This window comes from Frateuria sp., from assembly GCF_035943815.1.
Lineage (GTDB): Bacteria > Pseudomonadota > Gammaproteobacteria > Xanthomonadales > Rhodanobacteraceae > Frateuria_A.
Genome location: NZ_DASZBU010000005.1, coordinates 254,010 through 277,455, shown reverse-complemented (window position 1 = coordinate 277,455; position 23,446 = coordinate 254,010). Strand labels below are relative to the sequence as shown.

The following is a 23,446-nucleotide window of genomic DNA, read 5'->3' as shown; positions in this document are numbered from 1 at the left end:
CGTCCTTTTTCAGGCTGCCGCATGGCCCCGACGAATTCTCCACGGCACGATACGATCCCATCCCAGCCCAGCTTCGACGGCGTCGACCTGGACGCGCTCGCCGCCCGCCTGGGCACCCCGCTCTACGCCTACTCGGCCACCGCGATCCGCCGGCGCATCGGCGAGCTGCAGGCCGCCCTGCACGGGCTCGACACGACCATCTGCTATGCGGTCAAGGCCAACAGCAACCGCGCGGTCCTCGAGCTGATGGCGGCCGGCGGGCTGGGCGCGGACATCGTTTCCGCCGGCGAACTCCAGCGCGCGCTGGCCGCGGGCATTCCTGCCGAACGCATCGTGTTTTCCGGCGTGGGCAAGACCGACAGCGAGATCGACATGGCGCTGGAGGCAGGCATTGACCGTTTCAACGTCGAATCGCTGGACGAGCTGCACGCCATCGAGCGCGTGGCGCAGGCACGCCAGGCGATCGCCTGCGCCGCGGTTCGCATCAATCCGGACGTGGATGCCCTGACCCACGCCAAGATCTCAACCGGTCGCGCCGAGAACAAGTTCGGCGTGAGCATCGCCGAAGCACGCCGCTGGTTCGCCGAGCGGCGGCAGCTCGCCCACGTGCGGCTGGACGGCCTGCACGTGCACATCGGTTCGCAGATCATGGACGTCGAGCCTTTCCGCCTGGCCCTGCATCGCATCGCGGCGTTCTGGCGCGAGCTCGTGAAAGCCGGCCATCCCATCGTCAGCATCGACGTGGGCGGCGGCCTCGGCGTGCGCTACCGCACCGGCCACGACCAGCCAGTGGCAGCGGCGGACTACGCCCAGGCGATTCGCGAAGCGCTGGCGGACTTCGACGGCCGCCTGCTGCTCGAGCCCGGCCGCTGGCTGGTGGCCGAGGCCGGCGTGCTGCTGACCCGCGTGCTGCGCATCAAGGAGGGCACCGAGCGGCGCTTCCTGGTGCTGGACGCGGCGATGAACGACCTGCAGCGACCCAGCCTCTACGACGCCTGGCACGACATCCTGCCGGTCGCGCCCGGCCTGCGCCCCACCACCACCTACGACGTGGTCGGCCCGGTCTGCGAGACCGGCGACACCTTCGCCCGTGAGCGTGCGCTGCCCGAATGCGCCCCCGGCGATCTGCTCGCCATCCAGGGCGCCGGCGCCTATGGCGCTTCCATGTCATCCACCTACAACTCGCGCCCGCTCGCGGCAGAGGTCATGCTGGACGCGGGCCGCTACGCGGTCATCCGTCGCCGGCAGACGCTGGAGGAGATGGTCGCCGGCGAGAAGTCGGCGCGGGATTGGCAAGCCGTGCGACCGCAGGAGCAAGCATGACCGCACTACACCGCATCGCCGTTCTCTCCCTGCTCGCCGCCGCGCCCGCAATGGCGCAGACGGCGCCGCCCGATCCACCGATCACCATCGACACCCACGTCGATATCCCCTTCACCTACATGCGCGAGCCGCACTTCGACGCCGGCAAGGACACCCCGCTGCTGGTGGACCTGGGGAAAATGGAGCGCGGCAGACTCAACGCCGCGTTCTTCGTGATCTGGGTGCCGCAGCACAAGCTCGACGCCGCCGGCTACGCCAAGGCGATCGAGCAGGCCGAGGGCAAGTACGAGGCGATCGGCCGCATGCTGATGACCTATCCGGACCGCATCCGCCTGGCCACCTCGCCGGATCAGGCCATGGCCAACCGCAAGGCCGGTCTGCTGTCGGCGATGATCGGCATCGAGAACGCCTATTCGCTGGGCCACGACCTGCACCGCCTCGACGCGGCCTACGACCGCGGCGCGCGCTACGTCGGCCTGGTGCACGTGGGCAACAACGATCTATGCACCAGTTCGCTGCCGGACACCGAGCACGGCGAGGCGGCGATGAACAGCAAGGGCGACCACGGCATGACCGATTTCGGCCGCCAGGTGGTCGCGCGCGCCAACGCACTCGGCATCATGGTCGACATCTCGCACGCTTCCGACGCCTGCGTGCGCGATGCGCTGGCCGTATCCCGTGCACCGCTCATCGCCTCGCATTCCGGCGCACGCGCCGTGCTCGACCACCCGCGCAACCTGCCCGACGACCTGCTGCGCGCCATCGCCGCCAAGGGCGGCGTGATCCAGGCGGTCGCCTACAAGGAGTTCCTGAAGAAGGACCCGGGCCGCGAGGCGGCGGAGAAGAAGCTGCAGGACGAGGTGGCCAGGGCGGCCGGCGACCAGAAATACGACAGCGACAAGCACGACTACCTGCCGGCGATGGCTGCCGGCATGGCGAAGATCCAGCAACGGTTCCCGCTGCCCACGCTGGACGACTACGTCAGGCAGATCCGCCACATGGTGGACGTGGTCGGCATCGATCACGTCGGCATCGCCTCGGACTTCGACGGCGGCGGCGGCATCACCGGCTGGGAGGATGCGGGCAAGACCCGCCACGTCGCTGCCGCGCTGCGCCGCGCCGGCTTCAGCGACGCGGACATCGCCAAGATCTGGGGCGGCAACCTGCTGCGCGTGTGGCGCGAGGTGGAACGCGATGCGCGGCATTGAGGGTTACGCGGCGAAGGGCCTCCCCCGCTCCCCAACCCTCTCCCCATCCCTCTCCCTCGGGCAAGCTCGGGGGAGTGGGAGCGCATCGCCGCAGCCGGGCCTGCCCCCTCTCCCCCGGCCCCTCCGGGGGAGAGGGCCGGGGAGAGGGGGAGGCCTTTGCTTCGGCCTCGCGCTCGCGCTCTTCTCCGCCCTCGCTTGCGCGCAGTCCAACTCGGCCTACGACCCGATCGTCGACGCCGTGGTCGCGCGCTACCACCTCCCCGGCATCGCGGTGGGCGTGATCGAGAACGGCCAGGTCGTCTATAGCGCCACCCGCGGCGAAACCGTCGCCGGTTCCGGCAAGAGGGTCACTCCTCGCACGCTCTTCAAGATCGCCTCCAATAGCAAGGCGATGACCACCGCGCTGCTCGGCCGGCTGGTGGACGAGGGCAAGCTGGCCTGGGACGACCCGGTCACCAAGTACCTGCCTGATTTCCGCATGGTCGACCCTTGGGTCACCAAGAACATGCGCGTGGCCGACCTGCTCACGCACTCCAGCGGCCTGCCCGAGGGCGGCGGCGACCTGATGCTCTGGCCCGAGCCCAACGACTTCGACCGCACCGACATCATCCACGGGCTGGGCCACATCAAACCGGGCTACAGCTTCCGCTCGCAATACCAGTACGACAACCTGCTCTACGTGGTCGCCGGCGAAGTGGCTGCGGCCGCGGGCGGCGCACCCTACGAGGCGCTGATGCACCGCAAGGTGTTCGAGCCGCTCGGGCTTTCCCGCTGCCAGGTCGGCGCGTGGAACCGCGACCAGGTCGGCGACGTGGCCCAGCCGCACTATCGCAAGGACGGCCGCAATGTGCCGATGGCCCTGGACGGGCGAGAGGTCCCGGCGATCACTTCCGCCGCCGCGGGCGGGATCCGCTGCGACCTGGAGGACATGCTGGCCTGGGGAAGGAACTGGCTGGTGCCCACGGCGGCGCAGCTCAAGTGGCTTTCGCCGCGGCAGCGGCAGGTGCTGCAGTCGCCGCACATGCTTATTGCGGTCTCCGCCCGGCGCCGCGCCTGGGACCACTCGCACGTGATGGCCTACGGCTATGGCTGGCGCATGACGGACGTGGATGGGCAGTGGGTAGTCTGGCACACCGGCACGCTGGGCGGCATGTACTCCATGCTGGCGCTGCTGCCGGATCGCAAGAGCGGTTTCGTGTTCATGATCAACGGCGACGCCGAGGATGCGCGCACCGTGCTGGGCGAGGTGCTGATCAAGCGCTTCACCGCGCCCGATGAAGGCCGCGGCGTCGCCTGGTATGCCGATGCGATCGGGCGCGAGGCCGCCAAGCGCCCGGCCGCCGCGCGGCCGCCGGATGCCTCGGGCGCCGTTTCAGTGGCGCCGGCCGCCTTCGCCTGGGCGGGCCGCTACCGCGACCCGTGGTTCGGCGAGATCACGCTGTGCCCGCGCGGCGATGCCGTGCAGTGGGCCTCGCGCAAGTCGCCGCGCATGGGCGGCACGGTCAGGCAGTTGGACAAGCGCTACCTGGTGCGCTGGGACGACGATTCCGTGGACATGGATGCCTGGCTCGACCCGCATCCGGGCTCGCCGCCCACCCTGACCATGGCCAAGCTCGATCCGAAGGGCGATTTCAGTTCGGACTTCGAGGACCTGCATTTCGAGCGCATCGGAGACTGCCCATGAGCTACGAGCCGATCATTCGATCGCCTGCGGGCGAAGCCGCCCGCAGGGCGGATGGGAGCGCCGCGGGCTTCGCTTGCGGGGGAAGGCTCGCGATGTGGCTCTGCGCCGCGGCGTGCCTGTTGGCCACGTGCATGGCGGCACAGGCCGACCAGCCGGTCACGCTCTCGCCGGCCCGCACCGCCGCCGCAGCCGACCTGGTCGACATCCGCACGCTTGTCCCCGACATGGCCGAGGACATCAAGTACGCCGGCAGCGACAACTTCGTGGGCACGCAGATCGACGGCTACCTCGCCCCGAAATGCCTGCTCAAGCGCCCGGTGGCCGAGGCGCTGGCGCGCGTGGAACACGAGCTGCGCGCCCGGCACATGCGCCTGAAAATATGGGACTGCTACCGGCCCGCCCGCGCGGTGGCGCACTTCGTGCGCTGGGGACACGACCTCGGCGACCAGCGCACCAAGGCGGTGCACTATCCGCGGCTGGACAAGAGCGTGTTGCTGGGCGACTACATCGCCCCGGTTTCCGGGCACAGCCGCGGCGGCACGATGGACCTGACGCTGCAGCGATGCGACGGCTTGGGCCGCCACTGCCAGCCGCTGGACATGGGCACGCCGTTCGACTACTTCGACGTGCGCGCGCATACCGACGCGCCGGACGTGACGCCCGCGCAGCACGCCAACCGGCTGCTGCTGCGCGAGGCGATGGAGCGCGAAGGCTTCAAGAACTACACGTTGGAGTGGTGGCACTACACCTGGGCTTCCGAGCCCACACCGCACACCATCTACGACGTGCCGGTGGAATGAGGACCGGCCTCATGCCACGCGACCGGGCCCTCTCCCTCCGGGAGAGGGTGCCGACAGGCGGGTGAGGGTTCGGGCGGAGCAAGCGCCGCGCCTACCGAACCCTCGCCCCAATCCCACTCCCGATGGGAGCGGTGCTCGAGTTCAACCCACGGAGAAACGCATGCGCGCTGCTCTGCTTTTCGCCTCGATCCTTTTCGCCGCCTCGGTCCACGCCAGCGACGGCGTACAGAACGCCGATCGCCTGATGCAGAGATACCAGGGCGACGAGCCCGGCGCCGCCGTGCTCGTGCTCAAGGACGGCAAGCCGCTGCTGCGCAAGGGCTACGGCCTGGCGGATCTGGAGCAGCACGCCAAGGTCACGCCGGCCACCGACTTCCGCCTTGCCTCGGTGAGCAAGCAGTTCACCGCCGCAGCCATCCTGCTATTGGCCCAGGACGGCAAGCTCGCGCTCGACGATTCCATCCGCCACTGGCTGCCCAGCCTGCCCGCCACCACCGACAAGGTCACCCTGCGCCAGCTGCTCAGCCATACCGGCGGCCTGATCGACTACGAGGACCTGATCCCGCCGAACCGGACCACCCAGCTCGACGACCAGGACGTGCTGCGCATGCTCTCGGCCACGCCGCGCAGCTACTTCGCGCCGGGCAGCGCCTACCGCTACAGCAATTCCGGCTACGTGCTGCTCGGGCTGGTGGTGGAGAAAGCCTCGGGCCGGACGCTGCAGGATTTCCTCGCGCAGCGCATCTTCAAGCCACTGCACATGGACCACACCCTGCTCTACGTGCACGACAGCAAGAGCGTGCCGAACCGCGCCTACGGCTACAGCAAAACCGGCGGCCGCTGGCTGCGCACCGACCAGGACCTCACCTCGGCCACCCGCGGCGACGGCGGCATCTATTCGAACATCGAGGACCTGGCCAAGTGGGACGCGGCGCTCTACGACGACCGCCTGCTCAGCGACGCCTCGCGCAAGGCCGCCTTCAGCCCGCACGCCAAGGTCACCGGCGAGCCCTACGAGGCGAGCTACGGCTACGGCTGGCGCATCACCGGCGACACGTTGTGGCATTCGGGCGAGAGCATCGGCTTCCGCAACGTGATCGTGCGTTGGCCCGACCAGCACCTGACCGTGATCCTGCTCAGCAACCGCAACGACCCCGAGCCGTACCAGGCGGTGCTCGAGATCGCGCGGCCGTTCCTTCAGAAATAGCCGCGCTCGGCAGGCGCGCTCGCGGCGACGCCTAAAGCAGCGACAACTGCTGCGGCTCTCCGGCGGACGTGCCGTCCGCCAGCCGATCGGACAATCCGCCCGCGCGCCTGACTGGCCGCGCCAATGCCGCTTCCAGCGCGGCTTCAGAAGACCATAGCAGCGCCGTCCGCCGCGCCCTCGAGAGGCCGGTATAGAGCAACTGGCGCGAGAGAATGCGGCTTTCGGAATCCGGCGGCAGCAGTACGGCGACCGTGTCGTATTCGGAACCCTGGCTCTTGTGGATAGTGATGGCGAAGGCGCCCTCGTGCGCTGGCAGCGTACCGGGCGCGAAGCTGCGCGCAGCCGGCTGGCCATCGGCATCGGTGGTCTCGAACCACACCCGCAGGGCACCGCTGGCGTCGGCCAGACACAGTCCGACGTCGCCGTTGTACAGGCGCGTGGCGTAGTCGTTGCGCGTGATCAGCACGGCCCGGCCCGGATACCAGACGCGATCCTCCGGCACCTCCCACGCCTGCTTGAGGCGCTGCTCGATCCAGTCGTTGAGCGCGAGCGCGCCGAAACCGTCCTCGCGCAGCGCGCACAGCAGCTGGCGCCGGGCCAGCGCTTGCAGTGCCTGCAGCGCCAGCGTGCCGCGTTCGGGGCCGGCCTCTCCCAGCTCGGCACGGTGCCCGGGCAGGACGGGGCGGATCGGCAGGCGCGCCAGTTCCTCGGTCCACTGGCCGAGCTCGCGGTGCCGCGCCGCCTCGTCGACCGCGGCCCAATGTGCATGCCCGCCGGCATGTGCCACGGCCTCGCGGAACGCGCCCGCATCGCCGATGCGCACCGCGCGGTTGATCGGCACCAGCTGCTGGCCTGCGCGGAAGCTGTGTTCCAGCCGCACGATATCCGGCGCGCGCTCGGCCTCCATCACCGCCACTATGTCCATCAGCACGGAACCGGCCGCCACCGAGGTGAGCTGGTCGGCATCGCCGACCAGCACCAGGGTCGCGTTCGGGCGCACCGCCGCAAGCAGCGCCCGCAGCAGCGCCAGGTCGATCATCGAGGCCTCGTCCACCACCACGATGTCCGCCGCAATCGGATGCGCGGCGTCGCGGGTGAAGCGGTTGCGGCGCGGGTCGTAGGCGAGCATGCGGTGCAGCGTGAGCGCCTCGTTGGCAGGGATGCGCTCCAGCAGCGGCCGCCACGCCTCGGGCAGCGTGGCCTGCAGGGCCTGCTTGCCCTGCCGCAGCGACTGCACCAGCCGCTGCGCCGCCTTGCCGGTGGGAGCGCCGACCTGGATCGTCAACGCCTTGCCGGGGTCCAGCTGCTGCAGCCTCAGCAACATGCGCAGCACGGTGGTGGTCTTGCCGGTCCCCGGGCCGCCGGTGAGCACGAACAGCCGCCGGCCGCCGACCTGCGCCACCGCCTGGCGCTGGCGCGCGACGGCTTCGCTGCGGATGCCGCCGAACAATTCATCCAGCGTCGCCTCGTCCATGGCCGCGCTGCTGCCCGCCGTGCGGCGTGCACGCAGTTGCCGCGCCACCGCGAATTCGTCGGCGTGGTTGCGCCACAGGTAGAAGCGGCCATGCGCATCGAGCACGAAGGGCGCTGGCGCGCTGCCGTCGCTGACCAGCGGATCGGCGCGCACGGCGGCTCGTTCGTCGGGCGAGAGCACCGGCGCACCGTGACGGCCAGCCTGCTCGCCGACGAGCGGCAAGGCCGTGTCGCCCTCGCCGTCGGCAAAGCTGGCCCAGGCCGCCAGTCGCGCGACCAGCGGCGAGCCGCCGTGCGCGAGCGCCCAGCGCAGCAGCGCGCGATCGAGCGGTCGCCAGGGCGTGTCGGCGAGCTCCGCGGGCGAGCGCTGGAACCGGTAGGCACTCATGCCACGAGCTCCAGTTCGCGCCCCGACAGCACGTTGTCGACGGCTTCGATCAGGGCATCGTCGAAGCGGTGGCGCCACACGCCGGCATCGGGACCCAGGCCCACCGCACGCACGAACAGGTAGATCGCCTCGCCCAGATGCCGCTCGCGCACGTAGCCCGGCAAGCGCTGGCGCAGCATGCGGTCGAGCGCCACGGTGTAGAGCAGCGCCTGGAAGCGATAGTGGTGCGCATCCATCGCCACCACCAGCGCCGCGGGCCGGTAGTCCTCGACGTGGTCGCCCAGGTAGTTGCTCTTGTAGTCGAGCACCAGGTAGCGGCCCTCGTGTTCGAGGATCAGGTCGATCTTGCCGGTCATCCGCCCGCGCAGGTGCCCGGCGCTCGCGAACGGCACCAGCGCCGGTTCGCCCAGCGCGGTGCAGGCCTCGCGCAGGGCGGCCATCGAGGTCTCGTCCAGTGCGTAGTGGAACTCCATCTCGGCCAGCTGCCGCTCGGCCGGCAGTGCGCCCAGGCGCAGGCCCGGCAGGAGCGGCGTATCGAGGTTGGCCTGCAGCCGGCGCGCCAGCCGCGCGATGAAGGCGCCGCGGTGGGCGTCCTCCAGCCGTACGCCGAAGTCGCGCAGGCAGCGGTCGATCAACGCGTGCTGCGCCTCCATCGGCTGGCCGATGCTGCGCAGTTCGAACATGGCGTGCATGGCGTTGCCGATGTCCGCGCCGCGCACGCCGGCCAGCGCGAGGAGTTCCGGATGCGGCGCCGAACGTGCCAGAGGCGGGGCCAACGGATCGGCGGCCAGCGCCGGCGCGGCCTCGTCGCTGGCCGCCTGGTCCTCCAGCGCGCCGGCGTGCGCGCCGCGGGTGAGATTGGAGAAGCTGTAGACCTGGGCCATCGGCCGGACCGTCGGCAGCGGGCGCGCCTGGCGGATCGGCGCCTCGTCCTGCGCCTGCGCCAGCGCCAGCGGCGTGGCCTGCCAGGACCAACCGACGGTCGACCACGCCAGCCGCGGCGCGACCGTAGCCAGTTCCTCGCCTGCCGCCATCCGGTGCAGCAGATGTTCAATCGAGGCGTCCAGCGGCGCGCGCTCGGGATCCTTGCGCGGCGCGCTGGGGCTGCCGTCCTTGTGCCGCTTGCCGTCGGCCGGGCGGTCGGGCGGCAACGCGTAGACATGGCAGGCGTGGATGGCGCGGGTCAGCGCCACGTACAGCACGCGGAAGCGCTCGTCCTGACCCTCGGCGTCGTACTGCGCCTTGGCCGCCTTGCCGAAACCGACCACCCGCCGTCCGCACAGCGGCTCGTGGATGACCACGTCGGTGTCCTTGTCGTTGCGGCAGTGGTTCCACATCAGCGGCAGGAACACCACCGGGAACTCCAGGCCCTTGCTGGCGTGCAGGGTCATCAGGCGCACCCGGCGCGCGTCGGATTCGATGCGCAGCTGGCGCTCCTCCGCCGCATCGCCGCCGGCCTCCTCGCCGTCGCGCTGGCGGGCCAGCCAGTCCAGCAGCTGCGAAGGGCCGGGCGTGGTCTCGGCCTGCGCCTGCAGGAGCTCGCCCAGATGGCGCAGGTCGGTGAGCGCGCGCTCGCCGTCGTCGCCGGCGAGCAGCCGGGGCGCGGCGCGCTCGATCAGCGCGCGCACCACGGCGAGCACGCCCTCGCGCTGCCAGCGCGTACGCCACGCCGCGAACTGCTGCTCGTAGGCCAGCCATGCGTCGGGCTGCTCGCGCAACGCCTTGAGCGCGGCGTAGCCAAGGCCGTACAGCCGCGTGGCGAGCGCGGCGCGCACCGCGCCTTCGTCGCTGGCGTGTTCGACGGCATGCAGCAGCACGTGCAGCTCGCGCGCCACCGGCACGTCGAACACGCTGCTGCGGCCGGCGCCGACACAGGGCACGCGGTAGCGCTGAAGCAACGCGCGCAGTGCGGTGACGTCGGCGTTGCCGGGCAGCAGCACGGCGATGTCGCCGGGCGCCAGCGGCGTGTCCCCGATGCGGTGGCGGCCGTCGCCCAGCATGCCGGCGATCTGCGCGGCGCAGGCTTCCAGCGCGGCACGGCGACGGGCCGGTGCGCTCTCGTGTACATCGGGGTTGAAGTGCAGTTGCAGCGGCTGCGCCAGCGGCATGCCGTCGACGGTCAGCGGTGCATGGTCGCGACGGCCCGCGGCGCGCACCGCTTCGTAGCGGATCGGCGCATCGGGCGCATGCCCCAGCGCCTCGCCGACCAGCGCATAGAACTGGTTGGTCGCCTCGACCAGGCCGCTGGCGGAACGCTGGTTCACGCTAAGCCGCAGCACTTCATCCGCCCCTTTAGCGGCGGCGAGATAGGCCCGGATGTCGCCTCCGCGGAAGCGGTAGATCGCCTGCTTGGGGTCGCCGATCATCACCAGACGGCCGCGTGGGTCGCCGTCTTGACCGCGGTAGATCGCATCGAGGATGGCGTACTGCTGCGCGTCGGTGTCCTGGAACTCGTCCACCAGCGCGACCGGCCATTGCGCGAACAGGCGCTCGGCCAGATGCCGGTCCGGCCGCGCGAGCGCCGCGCCCACGCGCGCAATCAGTTCGTCGAAGGTGAGCTGGCCGCGGGCGGCCAGGCGTTCGGCGCGCCAGGCATTGACCTGGGCGAGCCAGCATTGCCACGCATGCACGTGATCGGATGCGGCGTAGCAACCGAGCGCACGGCAGGCCTGGGCGGCGAGGGTCAGCGCAGGATCGGCCAACAGCGCGCTTGCTTGTGCGGGATCAAGAAACTTCTCGGGCTTAGCCACGTACTCCAGGTGAGTCTGGGAAGGCAGCTTGTCGCGGTCCCGCATCCAACTTGCCAGCGCCCGCAAAGCATTCTTCAAGCTGGTTACGTCATCTCCCTTCTTTGGTGTCTTCGCCCAAATGCCCGGCCGATCCGCGAAAGCTTCCAACTCGGCTGCCTTTGATACCGTTGTCAGCTGAGCCAGCTCGTCCTCGTCCGGTGTCCACAAGGCCACGCCCGGCTGCAGGTAGGCCTTGAGCAGCCGGCGCAGTTCAGCCAGCGAGGCCGGCGCGGCCGGAGGCGGCGGCGCCTCGCCCTGCTGCAACTGGCGCCAGAGGTCCTCGGCCCATTCGTCCAGCAAGGCGTCGGCCGGGACCATCTCGCCGGCCTGCAGGCTGGCGCCGCTTTCGAACGGGTAGTCGTCGAGGATGCGCTTGCACAGGCCGTGCAGCGTGGTGACCGGTGCGCGGTCTAGGTCGGCCAGCGCCAGGCGCAGACGCAGGCGGTCGCGGCCCGCCTGCGACGGATCGGCGCGCCAGCGTGCGTGCAGCCAGGCGAGGTCGGTCGACGCGTCGGCCGGCGCATCGGCCGGCCACGCGAGCGCCTGGTCTTCGGCCCAGGCCAACCGCCCGCGCAGGCGCTCGCGCAGCTCCTGTGCGGTCGCGTCGGTGAAGGTGGTCACCACGATCTGCGCGGGCGACAGGCCCTGCTCCAGCAGCAGGCGCAGGTACAACACCGAGATGGTCCAGGTCTTGCCGGTGCCGGCGCTCGCCTCGATCAGCGTGCGACCAGGGTGGGCCAGGTCCAGCGTGGTCCAGTCGCGGGCGACGGTGTTCATGCCATCGGCTCCGCACCGAGGTTGATCAGGCGCAGCAACCGCGCAGCGAAGGCCTGCAATTGGGCGAACGCCGGCTGCTCGGGCGAGAAATCCGTCTCGCCGGCAAGCAGCCAGGCGTAGCCCGGCGCGTAGTCGCGCTCACCGGGATGGCCGAAGCTGCCCGCCCAGGTCTGCTGCGCCTTGTCCAGGCGCTCGTCCAGCGCGGCCCAGCTGGTCCTGGGGAAATACGGCAGCGGGTAGCGCTGCGCCTGGCGCCAGAGATCCAGCAGCGCGCCCACGCGCACGACCAGGTCCTCGCGCATGGCCTGTGCCTGGTCGGCGTCGGCCGCACGATAGGTATCGTCCCAACGATTGAACGTATCCTCCCAGGCGTGCTCTGGGCCGTCGGTGAGCAGGCAGGCGCGCACGGACGTGGACGGCGCGGCAAGCAGACGCAGCAGCGCCCATTCGATGAAGAACGGCACCCGCTCGCGGAAGCCGAGCTCGCCCTCGGCCTTGCCTGGGTAGACCTCGAACTGCCAGCGCGCCTCGCCGGTGCTCCACACGCGTTCGAGCGTGCCTTCGATCGGCAGTCCTGCCACGGTCTCCAGCACCGGCATCGGCGTGCGTTGCGGCAGCGCGCCGGCGAACAGCGGGTGGTCGGCGGCACGCGCGAGCAGGGTCTGCACCTTGGCGCGTTCCTTCGTCCATGCGTCGATCCCGAGGCGCCCCGGCGGCAGCACACCGCTCAGTCGCAACCACGCGGGCGCCTGCTCGGGCAGTTCGAAGTTGTTTTTCTGCGCCTCGAAGAAAAGCTGCTGCGACACCCGCTCCAGCGCAGGAATGTTGTCGCTCAGAGCCTCACGTCCTTGCAGGCGATCCTCCTCCAGCGCATCCAGGCGCACGTGCAGCTGGCCGGCCAGCACCTGCCGTGAGGGATCGCGGAACCACGCCTGCACTTCGCGCAGCGGGATCGGCGCCAGATCGGCGGCGGCTTCCTGCGGCGGCGCGCCGTCGAGGAAGGGCCGCGGAACGTCGGTGCCCGCGCGCATCGCGGCCAGCCCCGGGTCGTAGCAGCACAGCCGCGGATCGCTGCCGTCGAAGTAGCGCGCATCGAACGGCTGCAGCGGATGGCGCACGCGCCACGGCCGCTGGAACCGGCGCACCGCGCCCGGCGGCAGCGGCTGCTCGTCGGCGTCCGCCGCCACCGTGCGCAGGCCGGCCTGCTCGTCGAGAAACTGCATAAGCTCGGCCAGTGGCGCGGCCGGGTTGCGTGGCTTGCCGTCGCGCACACCCTCGGCGAGATAGGACAGGTGCAGTACCTCGCGCGCGGCCATCACCGTTTCCAGGAACAGGTAGCGGTCGTCGCTGCGCACGTCGCGGTCGCCCAGGCGACGGTGGCGCGCCATCAGGTCCAGGCCGGCCTCGCTGGCGTTGCGTGGGAACTCGCCGTCGTTGAGGCCAAGCACGGCGACTACTTCGAACGGGATCGCGCGCTGCGGAACCATGCCGCAGAAGGTGACGCCGCCGAGCAGGAAGCGCTGGCGCTCCGGCGCCGCGGCCAGGCGCTCGCGCAGCACGTCGCGCACCACGGCGAAATCGAGCGTGGGATCGAGCCCGCAATCGGCGGCTTCCGCAGCGGTGGCCTGGATGAAACGGCGCAGTAGCGATTGCGCCTCGACCGCCGGGCCATCGCGCGGGTCGATGCGAAACAGCGTATCGAGCAATTGCTCCAGTCGCGCGGCCCAGACCGAGGCGGTGCGCGGTTGCAGCGCATCGCGCTGCAGGGCAGCCAGCTCCAGCAGCAGGCGGTCGAGCGCGCCGAGCACCTGCGCCTGCGGGCCATGCACGCCTTCGACCGGCCACAGCTCGCCATCGGGCAGCGCCCAGGCCTCGCCCTGCCCCGCCGCATCGTCGCCCATCGCATACCCGGCCAGCAGCCGGTCCACGCCCCAGGCGAAAGTGGTCTCCTCGATCGCCGGCACGCCGAAGCGCGCGCGGTGCTCGCCATCCAGCGCCCAGGCGACGCGGCTCTGGCGCAGCCAGCGCGACAGCGTTTCGCGCTCGTCCTCGGCCAATGCCAGTGCACGGGCGATCTCCGGCACCTCCAGCAGGTCGATCAATTCGGGCGCGCCCAGGCGGGCGTCGGGCAGGTCGAGCAGGCGGCTGAAGGCCTCCAGCAGCGGATGCGTGCGCGCCACCGCCACGTCGGCCAGGTGGTAGGGCAACGGGCCGTGCGTGCGGCCCGGCTCGCCGAACACGGCCGGCAGCAGCGGCAAGTAGGCCTGGATGTCCGGCGCCATCACCACGATATCGGAGGGTTTCAGCTCCGGCCGTTCGGCCAGTTCGTGCAGCAGCACCTCGCGCAGCACCTCCAGCTCGCGCAGCCGCGTGTGGCACAGGTGCACGCGCAGGGAGCGGTCGGCCATGGCCGCGTCAAAGCCGCCGGCAAGCGGCGTGGCACGCGCGGGGTCGAGCTGGCGCAGGCTTTCCTGCAGGCGCTGCAGCAGGCCGCCGCCTGGGTCGGACCGTTCGTCCTGCCAGTGGCGCACGTCCATGCGGACGGCGTCGTCGCCCTCCTGCAGGTTCAGCATGAAGTGCTGGCCCATGCGGCCCCAGCTGGCGAGCAACGGATGACCGAGCTGCTGGAAGAACTGCTCGGACTCTTCGGTGAAATCGGTACGCCGGGCCAGCGCGCGCAGCTGCGCGCGCTCGCCGCGCAGGCCGGCCCAGTATTCGCGGCAGGGGTCGGGCACGTACAGCACGACCGGGCGCACGCGCGCCACCGCGCGCAGCAGGGCCAGCTCGGCGGGCGCCAGGTGGCTCACGCCGAACAGGTGCAGCGGTTCGAGCGTGGGCTGCTTCTGCGGATGGCGCGCCAGTTCGCGCACCAGCGCCTCGACGCGCTCGCCGCGGTGCGGCGTGCGGATTTCCGCGTGCAACTGGCGCCACAGCGGCGCCATGAAGGAGGGCTCGGGCACCTCGTCGCGGCCGCGCTCCCACGCCTGCAGCCAGTCCGGCCGATAGGTCAGGTACTGGGTGTACAGCCGCGCCAGCCGGTCGGCCAACTGGTAGCGGCGCCGCGCGGCGTCGCCGCTGGCCAGGTAGGCGCGCACCTGCGGATCGTCGATGTCGGGCAGCAGTTCGTGGACGCGCCAGCGCAAAGCGTCGCGCCGGTACGGTGCCAGCGCCACCGCGGAACTGCCGAGCACGGCGAGCGCCAGTTCGTCCAGCCAGCTGCTGGGCAGGGTGATGCGCAGGTTGGCGACGATGCCGCCGCGGCCGCGCTTGCGCGCCAGCGCCCCGGCCAGCCAGTGGCGCATGCCCGGATGCGCCGCGATCACCGTCTGCGGCGCCAGCACGTTGGCCGGCGGCGCCGCGTCGAGCAGCGCCACCAGCGGGTCCAGCAGCGCCTCCAGACGGCTGGCGCGGATCACGGACAGCCCGCGGGTCAGGTCGTCGGAGGGGAAGGCAGCCATGCCGGGCATGATAGCCGTGGGCGGTCGCAGAACCCGCGACGCTGGCTTACGGACGGGCGGCGGGTGGCGGGAACGCCAGCACCTGCTCGGTATAGGTCTCCACCAACGCACTGAAAGGACGACCTTGGGCGTCCTCCAACAGGGCGCGGTGTTGCAGGAGCCGGTGCGGCAGGACGAGCGGCTGCCTGCCGGCGACCGGCAGTCGGTGCATTTCCCAACCTTCCGGCAACGGAGACCACAGCAGTCGCGCGGAGAGCGTGTGGCGGCGGAAGTGCAGCGGCGCGACCACCTTGCCGAAGGGTGTGTCGCCGCGGTCCAGCGCCTGGTTCATCGCCGCCGTGAGGCGCCCGGGCAGGTACCAGTTGTCGGCTTCGGAAAGCACATGGTCGCCGCAGGCGAGCTGCACGCGGCGGTAGCGCACCGGCGTGCCGGCGTCGATGCCGAGTGCGCGGCGCAGGTCCTCGGGCAGCGGCTTGCTCGCCTCGCGGTCGCGCCGGGCGACCACCACGGGCGTCGTCGCCAGCCGGTGCGATCCACACCAGCGCTCCAGCGTGAGCGTGGCGCTGTCGTGGCTCAGCAGGTCGGCGTTGAGCGTCTGCAGCAGCGCCAGCGCCTCGGTGCGGGCCAGCGGCGTGTCCGGCCAGCTGCCGGCGGCGGCGGTAAGCGGCGCCAGCAAGCCGAGCACCGATGCAAGAAGGCGCTGCATGTTCGGCGCCCGGGTGGCGCTTGGCCTTGGCGCGCGATCGTGCCGCATGGGGTCTTCCGTGGAGTGGGCGGACCGGAAGTGTAGCGAGGCCTACACCTCCAACCGATCCTGTGGCCGCGCGACCACCGCATACAGCGCCGGCATCAAAAACACGCTGATCAGCAGTCGCGTGAACAGGCCGCTGACGATCACCAGCGCGAACGGCCGCTGCGTATCGGTGCCCACGCCGGTGGCCAGCGCCGCCGGCAGCAGGCCCAGCGCGGCGACCAGCGCGGTCATCATGATCGGGCGCAGGCGCAGGATCGCGCCCTCGCGAATCGCCTCGTCCAGCGGCATGCCGCCGCGGCGCAGTTCGTTGACGTAGGAGATGTACACCACCGCGGTCTGCACCGAGACGCCGAACAGCGCCAGGAAGCCGATCCCCGAGGACACCGAGAACGGCGTGCCGGTGAGCCACAACGCCACCAGCCCGCCGACCGGCGCGGACAGCAGCACGCCGGCCACGGTGATGAACGGGAACTTGAAGTTGCTGTAGAGGGTGAACAGCAGCAGGAAGATCAGCGCCAGGGTCAGCGGCACGATCACGTTCAATTGCGCGCGCGAGGCGGTGTATTCGGAATACTCGCCGCCCCAGTCGGTGCTGTAGCCCTGCGGCAGAGCGACCTGCCTCTTCACCTGCGCCATCGCGTCCTCCACCGCGCCGGCCAGGTCGCGCCCTTCCACCGAGAACTGCACGCCGATATAGCGCGAGGCGTTCTCGCGATAGATGAAGGAGGCGCCGTTGGTCACGTGGATATGCGCCAGCGTCCTGAGCGGCACCTGTTGGCCGCCGGGCGTGGCGACCAGAATGTTGCCGATGGCCCGCGGGTCGGCACGATAGGGCTTGTCCAGGCGCACCACCAGGTCGAACTGCTTCTCGCCCTGGATCACCTGCGTGGCGACGTCGCCGCCGATCGCCGTGGTGATCAGCCCGTTGATGTCGTCCACGTTGAGTCCGAGGCGGGCGATCGCCGCGCGGTCGATCACGATGCTCAGGCTAGGCTGACCCAGTTCCTGTACCAGCGTCACGTCGTGGATGCCACGCACGTGTTCGAGCACGTGCTTGATCGCCTTGCCCTTCTTCTCGAGCGTGTCCAGGTCGGGGCCGAACACCTTGACCGCCAGCGCGCTCTTGAGACCCGTCTCGGCCTCGTCTACCGCGTCCTCCGCCGGCTGCGTGTAGTTGAAGATGATGCCGGGGAAGGCCTGCAGCTTCTTGTTGATCGCGGCGATCAGTTCGGGCTTGGTGCGGTAGTCGCCGTGCCACTGCGCGTAAGGCTTGAGCGCCACGTAGAACTCGACGTTGAAGAAGCCGGTGGCGTCGGTGCCGTCGTCGGGCCGGCCGAGTTCCGAGGCCACCGTGGTGACCTCGGGGAACGAGCGCAGGATGTCGCGGATCTGCGGCGTGATCTTCGCCGACTCGTCGAACGAGATGGTGTAGGGCATCGTCGCGCGCATCCACAGCGCGCCCTCGTCCAGGTGCGGCATGAACTCCGCGCCGATGCCCGGGATCAGCAGCAGCGAGGCGGCCAGCAGCAGGGCCGAGGCCACGATGGTGCCGCGCGCGTGGGCCAGGCAGAAATCCAGGCCCCTGGCGTAGGCGGACTTGATCAACTCGAAGACCGCGTTGTGGCGCTCGCGCACGCCCTTGCGCATGAACCACGAGCACAGTACCGGCAGCAGCGTCAGCGTTACGACGAGCGAGCCGACCAGCGCGAACACCATGGTGTCGGCCATCGGTTTGAACAGCGTGCCGGAGGGCCCGGACAGCACGTAGATCGGCAGGAAGCTGACCACGATCACCGCTACCGCGTAGAACAGCGGCCGGTCCACTTCCGCCGCCGCGTCACGGATGATCTCGAGCACGTCGAGCCTGCCGCCGTCCGCGTCGCCTTGCCGATCGGCGATCTGCCGGTAGATGTTCTCCACCATCACCACCGCCGCGTCGACCAGGATGCCGAAGTCGATCGCGCCGATCGACAGCAGGTTGGCCGAGGCACCCTGCAGGTCCAGGCAGGTGAAGGCGAACAGCAGCGCCAGCGGGATGGTAGCGGCGACGATCAGGCCGGCCCGCAGGTCGTACAGGAAGAAGATCAGCACCACGACCACCAGCAGCATGCCGCGCAGCAGGTTCTGCCGCACCACGTCGGTGGTCAGCGCGACCAGGTCGCTGCGGTCGTAGAACGGATGGATCTTGATGTCGCCGGGCAGGACGTGCTCGTTGAGCTCGCGCGTCTTGGCTTCGACGCGCTTCAGCACCTCCTGGGTCTTCTCGCCGGTGCGCAGCGATATCACGCCCTCGACCGCGTCGTCCTGCTTCTCGTAACCGAACTCGCCCAGCCGCGGCGCAATGCCGGTGGCCACGCGGCCGACGTCCTTGACCAGCACCGGCTTGCCGTCGTGCACGGCCAGCACCACGTTGCCGATGTCCTCGAGCGAGACCAGGCGGCCGACGCCGCGCACGTAGTAGAACTGGCCGCCCTGCGAGTAGAAGCCGCCACCGGCGTTGGCGTTGTTGGCGGCGAGCGCCGCCTGCACCTGCGTCGCGCTGAGGCCTGCGCCGGCCAGCTTCACCGGGTCGAGCAGTACCTGGTACTGCATGGTGCCGCCGCCGAAGCCGGAGTCGTCCGCCACGCCGGGCACGGCGCGGTACTGCGGCTCGACGACCCAGTCCTCGAATGTCTTGAGCTCGGTCGGCGAGCGGTCGGAGCTTTGCAGCACGTAGCGGTAGATCAGCCCCGACGGCGAGGACATCGGCGAGACCGACGGCGTGACGCCACTGGGCAGGCCGAGTTCGCCCAGCCGGTTGAACACCTCTTGGCGGTCACGCAGGAGGTCACTGCCGCCCTCGAACGTAAGCGTGACCTTAGAGAGCCCGTACAGCGAGACCGAGCGCGCGTTGGCGGTCTTGGGTATCCCGGTCATGCCGCGCTCGACGGGCACGGTGATCAGCCGCTCCACCTCTTCGGCGGTGTGCCCGGGCCACTGGGTGACGATATCGACGACCGGCGGCGAGAGGTCCGGATAGGCATCCACCGGCAGGCGGTGCCAGGCGCGCACGCCCGCGCCGATCAACGCCAGCATCAGCAACAGCACGAGCAGGCGCTGGCCCAGCGAGGCGCCGACCAGCCGGTTCATCAGCGACGCCGAACGCGGCGGCATCGGGGGCAGGTGCGCGCTCATTGGCTCTGCATGAATTGCATGAACAGGCCGCCGTCGACCACCACCTGGTCGCCGGTCGTGAGCCCTTGCGCAATCGGGTAGCGGTCGCCGGTGCGCTCGCCCAGGGTGACGTGGCGACGCGCGAAGCTGCCGTCGCGCTGCGCCACGTAGACGAACGGCAGGTTCTCGTCGTCGTGCAGCACCGCCGACACCGGAAGCAGCAGCCCGCTCTGCGGCTGGCGCGACTGGATGCGTACCCGCACGTACATCTGCTTCTTCAGCACGCCCGAGGCGTTGTCCACCACTACGCGCACCGGCACCGCGCGCGTGTCGGGGTCAACCAGCGCACCCAGGTTGTCGACCGTGCCGCGCAAGACGCCTATGCCGGCCGCCTCGACCAGGGCCGGATCGCCCGTGCGCACCATGCCCAACTCGGCGGGCGCCACCTGCGCGATCACCCACATGCGCGACAGATCGGCCACCGTGAAACATGCGGTGGTTCCGGCCTGCAGCAACTGGCCGGGCGTGATCAGCTTCTGCGCGACGGTGCCGGCCACCGGCGCGCGGATCACGCCCTGGATGCGCGCCGGCGCGTGGCCGGCCTGGATCGCCTTGAGCGTCTGCGGGTCGATGTCGAGCGCGAGCAGCGACTGCAGCGCGGCGTCGCGGTCCGCCTCGGCGCTGGCCGCGTCGGTCTGCGCCTGCTCCAGTTCGCGCCGCGGCAGGCCTTCGTGCTGGCTGAGGTCGAGGTCCGCATCGGCCAGCCGGCGCGCGTTGCGGGCCGCGACCAGCGCCTTGCTGTAGGCGCCGACCGCGGCGGCGAAGTCGGGCGAGTCCACCAACGCCAGCGGCTGGCCCTTGGCCACGTGCTGGCCGGCCTCCACCAGCAGCCGCGCGACCGGGCCGGAGAACGGCGCCAGCACGCTCGTGGCCTGGTCGTTGTCGAAGTCGACCACGCCCGTGGTCTGGACCGATTCCTCGAAGCGCGCCGGCGCGACCGTGTAGAGCCGGATGTGCTGGCGCTGCGCGGCGGTCAGCGTCGCGTTGTGCGGGACGCCGGTATCGGGCGTTGCCGCATGGTCGTCGGCCCGCCTCGAGCAGGCGGCCAGCCCGGCCAGCGTCAGTGCCGCGGCGACGAGCAGTAGACGGGCCGGATGCGTCGCGCGGCGTGCGCTCTCAGTGTTCATCAGTGTTCCTGCTCGCCGGCGCCCTGGCTGGGCGTCGGGGTGGTCGTTACAGGTGAGTCTTCGCCGGTGGCCAGGTCGCTGCGGTGCCACCAGCCGCCGCCCAGCGCCTGGAACAGCGCGACCGAATCGGCATAGCGGCTGGCCTGCGCCTGCGCCAGGCTGATGCGTGCCTGCAACGCGGCCTGTTCGGCGCTCAGCACGGCGAGGTAGCCGGCGTAGCCGTCCTTCCATTGGCGCTGCGAAAGATCGAGCGTGACTTGGGCCGCGTCGTTTGCGGTGGTGGAGGCCTTGAGGGCCTGCGCATCCTGCTGCAAGGCGACCAGCGTGTCGGCGACGTTCTCGAAGGCCGTCAGCACGGTGCTGCGGTACTGCTCGGCCGCCTGCGTATAGGCCGCCTTGGCGGCGCGCTCCTGGTGCATCAGCGCACCGCCCTGGAACACCGGCGCCGTCAATGCGGCGCCCACGCCCCAGAAGCCGGAGCCCGATTTGAACAGCTGGTTGAGCGCCAGGGCCGTGCTGCCCGCGTCCGCGCTCAGCGTGATGTTGGGCAGGCGGTTGGCGATGGCTACGCCGACCTGCGCACTGGCCGCATGCAGATTGGCCTGCGCCTGCAGCACGTCGGGCCGTTGCGCGACCAGCGCCGAGGGGAGGCTGAGCGGCAGGTCCTGTGGCAGTTGCAGGCTGGCGAGCGTGAAATCATCGGCCGGCGCCTGGCTGGGGAATTGCCCTGCCAGCACGGCCAGCCGATGGCGCTGCTGCGCAAGCTGCGTGCGCAGCGGCGCCAGCGAGGCATTCACCTGTGCGAGCTGGGTCTCCTGCGCGGCCACCTGCAGCCGGCCGACGTAACCCCTGGCCAGCTGGTAGCTCATGATCGAGAGCATGTGCGCATCGACGCCGGCGAGCTCCTGCGTGGCCTGCACCTGTTCGCGCAGCGAGGCGATCTGGATCGCCGTCACCGCCACGTTGGCGCTCAGCGCGATGTCGCTGGCGATCATCTCGTAGCGCACGGCCTGCGCCTGCGCCTGGAGCGACTCGACGGTACGCCGGTTCAGGCCGAACACGTCGGGCACGTAGGACACGCTGACCTGCGCGCTCATCAGGTTGTACAGCGAGGCGTTGGAGCTGGGTACCGGCGCGAGTGCGCCGGAGGGATCCTGCTGGCGGTTGGCGGAGAGGCCCGCCGAAATGCTCGGGTAGTAGGCGCCACGGCCGGCCAGTGCGGTCTCCCGTGCCGCCGCCAGCGCCGCCTGCGACGCCTTCAGGTCCGGGTTGTGAGCCAGCGCCTGCGTGACCAGCGCATCGAGCGGCGCGGAATGGAACAGCCGCCACCACTGCGCCGGGATGTCGGCGCCCCGGACGAAGCGCTGCGCTTGCCCCCCCGCGCCGCCGGCGGCAGCGACCGTCGTGGTCACCGGCTCGGCCGTGTAACTGCCGACCGACGGCGCCGCGGGGCGCTTGAAATCCGGCCCCACCGCACAGCCGCACAGCAGCAACAAGGCAAGTACGACAGCCCAACCCTTGTTCATGCCGTGCGTGGTTCCGCGGAGGAGAAGGGCCGGAACGATATAATGTTGCAATCCGTTCCAGCCCTGCCGAAAGTCATGGATCCGGGCGAAAGTTCTTGCGGAAGCCGCCTGTTTGCTGTAGCGCCCGGCTGGTGCCGTGGCCGGCTCCTGTGGAAGGAGACCTCTTAAAGTCCCTTGGCTGCCTGGGCCACTGCGCGGAACAGCGCACGGCCTTTGTTCATCGTCTCCTCCCACTCGGCCGCCGGGTCGGAGTCGTAGACGATGCCGGCGCCGGCCTGCACGTGCAGGCGGCCGTCCTGGATCACCGCGGTGCGGATCGCGATGGCGGTGTCGGCGTCGCCCCACCAGCCGATCCAGCCGATCGCGCCGGCATAGATGTTGCGCTTGTAGGGCTCGAGCTCCTGGATGATCTCCAGTGCGCGGATCTTCGGCGCGCCGGAGAGCGTGCCTGCGGGGAACGTGGCCTTGAGCACGTCCATGTAGGACAGCCCAGGCCGCGCCATGCCCTGCACCTGCGAGACGATGTGCATGACGTGCGAATAGCGTTCGATAACGAACGATTCGCTCACCTGGACCGTCCCGGTCTCGCTGATGCGGCCGATGTCGTTGCGGCCCAGGTCGATCAGCATGACGTGCTCGGCGCGCTCCTTCGGATCGGCCAGCAGTTCGGCCTCCAGCGCGCGGTCTTCCTCCTCCGTCGCACCGCGCTTGCGCGTACCGGCGAGCGGGCGCACCACTACCTTGCCGTCCTTCAGGCGCGCCAGGATCTCCGGCGAGGAACCGACGATCTGCGTGCCGCCCAGATCGACGAAGTACATGTACGGCGAGGGATTGAGCGCACGCAGCGCGCGGTACACGTCCACCGGCCGCGCGTTGAAGCCCACGCTCAGGCGCTGCGAAGGCACCACCTGGAAGATGTCGCCGGCGCGGATGTACTCCTTGGCCTTCTCCACCATCGCCTCGAACTCGGGCTTGGTGAAGGAGGACTTGAAGTCGCCTTCGTCCAGCGCCACCGACTGGTTGAGCTGCGGGTACGACGCCCCGCCCTGGCGCAAGCGGTAGACCAGCGCATCGAGCCGGCGCTGCGCCTGCGCGTAGGACTGCGGCTGCGACGGGTCGGCGTGCACGATCAGGTACAGGCGGCCCTTGAGGTTGTCGAAGACCGCCACTTCCTCGGCCAGCATCAGCAGCACGTCCGGCGTGCCCAGTTCGTCGTGGCGGTCCCACTGCGCCAGCCGCGGCTCGATGTAGCCGATCGTCTCGAAGCCGAAGTAGCCGACCAGGCCGCCGCTGAAGGCGGGCAGCTCGGGCAGGCGCGGCACGGTGTACTGCGCGCGCAGCTTCTCCACCTCGCCGAGCGGATCGTCGAGGTGGCGGCGCTCGACGACTTCGCCGGCGTCCTCCACCTCCAGCTCGTGCCCACGCAGGCGGTACACGCGCTTCGCTGGCAGGCCGATGATCGAATAGCGTCCCCAGGTGGCGCCGCCCTCGACCGACTCGAACAGGAAGGTGTACGGCCCGTCGGCGAGCTTCAGGTACACCGACAGCGGCGTGTCGAGGTCGGAAAACACCTCGCGCACCAGCGGGATGCGCGTATAGCCTTGGGAGGCCAGCGCGTCGAATTGGTCTCGGGAGATCACTGCAGGGGATCCGGACGTCCAAACGGAACGCGCACGATAGCAGGCGGCACCGGTGCGCTGCCAAGGCGCCCCCTTCGGC

General features: G+C 70.4%; 13 protein-coding genes. 5 read left to right on the top strand and 8 right to left on the bottom strand.

Annotated elements, in window-relative coordinates:
* The first annotated feature begins 21 nt into the window (after positions 1–21).
* From lysA to VGU65_RS02830, 5 genes are all read left to right on the top strand, one after another.
* Positions 22–1,323, top strand: a complete 1,302-nt coding sequence (lysA, locus tag VGU65_RS02850) for a diaminopimelate decarboxylase (protein WP_327472685.1) — start codon at positions 22–24, stop codon at positions 1,321–1,323.
* 50 nt (positions 1,324–1,373) lie between these two features.
* Positions 1,374–2,531: a dipeptidase gene (locus VGU65_RS02845; RefSeq protein ID WP_414655786.1), complete on the top strand. Its 1,158-nt coding sequence runs from the start codon at positions 1,374–1,376 to the stop codon at positions 2,529–2,531.
* Between the two features lie 100 nt (positions 2,532–2,631).
* Positions 2,632–4,215: a serine hydrolase domain-containing protein gene (locus tag VGU65_RS02840; protein ID WP_524537785.1), complete on the top strand. Its 1,584-nt coding sequence runs from the start codon at positions 2,632–2,634 to the stop codon at positions 4,213–4,215.
* A 131-nt stretch (positions 4,216–4,346) separates the two neighbouring features.
* Positions 4,347–5,015: a M15 family metallopeptidase gene (locus VGU65_RS02835; RefSeq protein WP_327472679.1), complete on the top strand. Its 669-nt coding sequence runs from the start codon at positions 4,347–4,349 to the stop codon at positions 5,013–5,015.
* Positions 5,016–5,175: 160 nt separating this feature from the next.
* Complete coding sequence (locus tag VGU65_RS02830; RefSeq protein ID WP_327472677.1) at positions 5,176–6,222, top strand: serine hydrolase domain-containing protein; 1,047 nt, start codon at positions 5,176–5,178, stop codon at positions 6,220–6,222.
* Between the two features lie 31 nt (positions 6,223–6,253).
* On the opposite strand, the gene recD is transcribed toward VGU65_RS02830, so the two are convergent.
* The 8 genes from recD to trpE all read right to left on the bottom strand — a co-directional run bounded on the left by recD (position 6,254) and on the right by trpE (position 23,367).
* Positions 6,254–8,083 (bottom strand): exodeoxyribonuclease V subunit alpha, encoded by a 1,830-nt coding sequence (gene recD / locus VGU65_RS02825; RefSeq protein WP_327472675.1) that lies wholly within the window; start codon positions 8,081–8,083, stop codon positions 6,254–6,256.
* Positions 8,080–11,649 (bottom strand): UvrD-helicase domain-containing protein, encoded by a 3,570-nt coding sequence (locus VGU65_RS02820; RefSeq protein ID WP_327472673.1) that lies wholly within the window; start codon positions 11,647–11,649, stop codon positions 8,080–8,082. The genes recD and VGU65_RS02820 overlap by 4 nt, the downstream gene beginning before the upstream one ends.
* Positions 11,646–15,107, bottom strand: a complete 3,462-nt coding sequence (recC, locus tag VGU65_RS02815) for an exodeoxyribonuclease V subunit gamma (RefSeq protein ID WP_327472671.1) — start codon at positions 15,105–15,107, stop codon at positions 11,646–11,648. The genes VGU65_RS02820 and recC overlap by 4 nt, the downstream gene beginning before the upstream one ends.
* 46 nt (positions 15,108–15,153) lie before the next feature.
* Positions 15,154–15,813: a hypothetical protein gene (locus VGU65_RS02810; RefSeq protein ID WP_327472669.1), complete on the bottom strand. Its 660-nt coding sequence runs from the start codon at positions 15,811–15,813 to the stop codon at positions 15,154–15,156.
* A 90-nt stretch (positions 15,814–15,903) separates the two neighbouring features.
* A complete protein-coding gene (locus tag VGU65_RS02805; protein ID WP_327472667.1) occupies positions 15,904–19,035 on the bottom strand; it encodes an efflux RND transporter permease subunit in 3,132 nt (1,043 codons plus the stop codon).
* Positions 19,032–20,201 (bottom strand): efflux RND transporter periplasmic adaptor subunit, encoded by a 1,170-nt coding sequence (locus VGU65_RS02800; protein ID WP_327472665.1) that lies wholly within the window; start codon positions 20,199–20,201, stop codon positions 19,032–19,034. The genes VGU65_RS02805 and VGU65_RS02800 overlap by 4 nt, the downstream gene beginning before the upstream one ends.
* Complete coding sequence (locus VGU65_RS02795; protein ID WP_327472663.1) at positions 20,201–21,727, bottom strand: efflux transporter outer membrane subunit; 1,527 nt, start codon at positions 21,725–21,727, stop codon at positions 20,201–20,203. Before VGU65_RS02795 ends, VGU65_RS02800 begins: the two co-directional genes overlap by 1 nt.
* Before the next feature lie 164 nt (positions 21,728–21,891).
* Entirely contained in the window at positions 21,892–23,367 is a 1,476-nt protein-coding gene (gene trpE / locus VGU65_RS02790) for an anthranilate synthase component I (protein WP_327472661.1), read from the bottom strand.
* Positions 23,368–23,446: the final 79 nt, after the last annotated feature.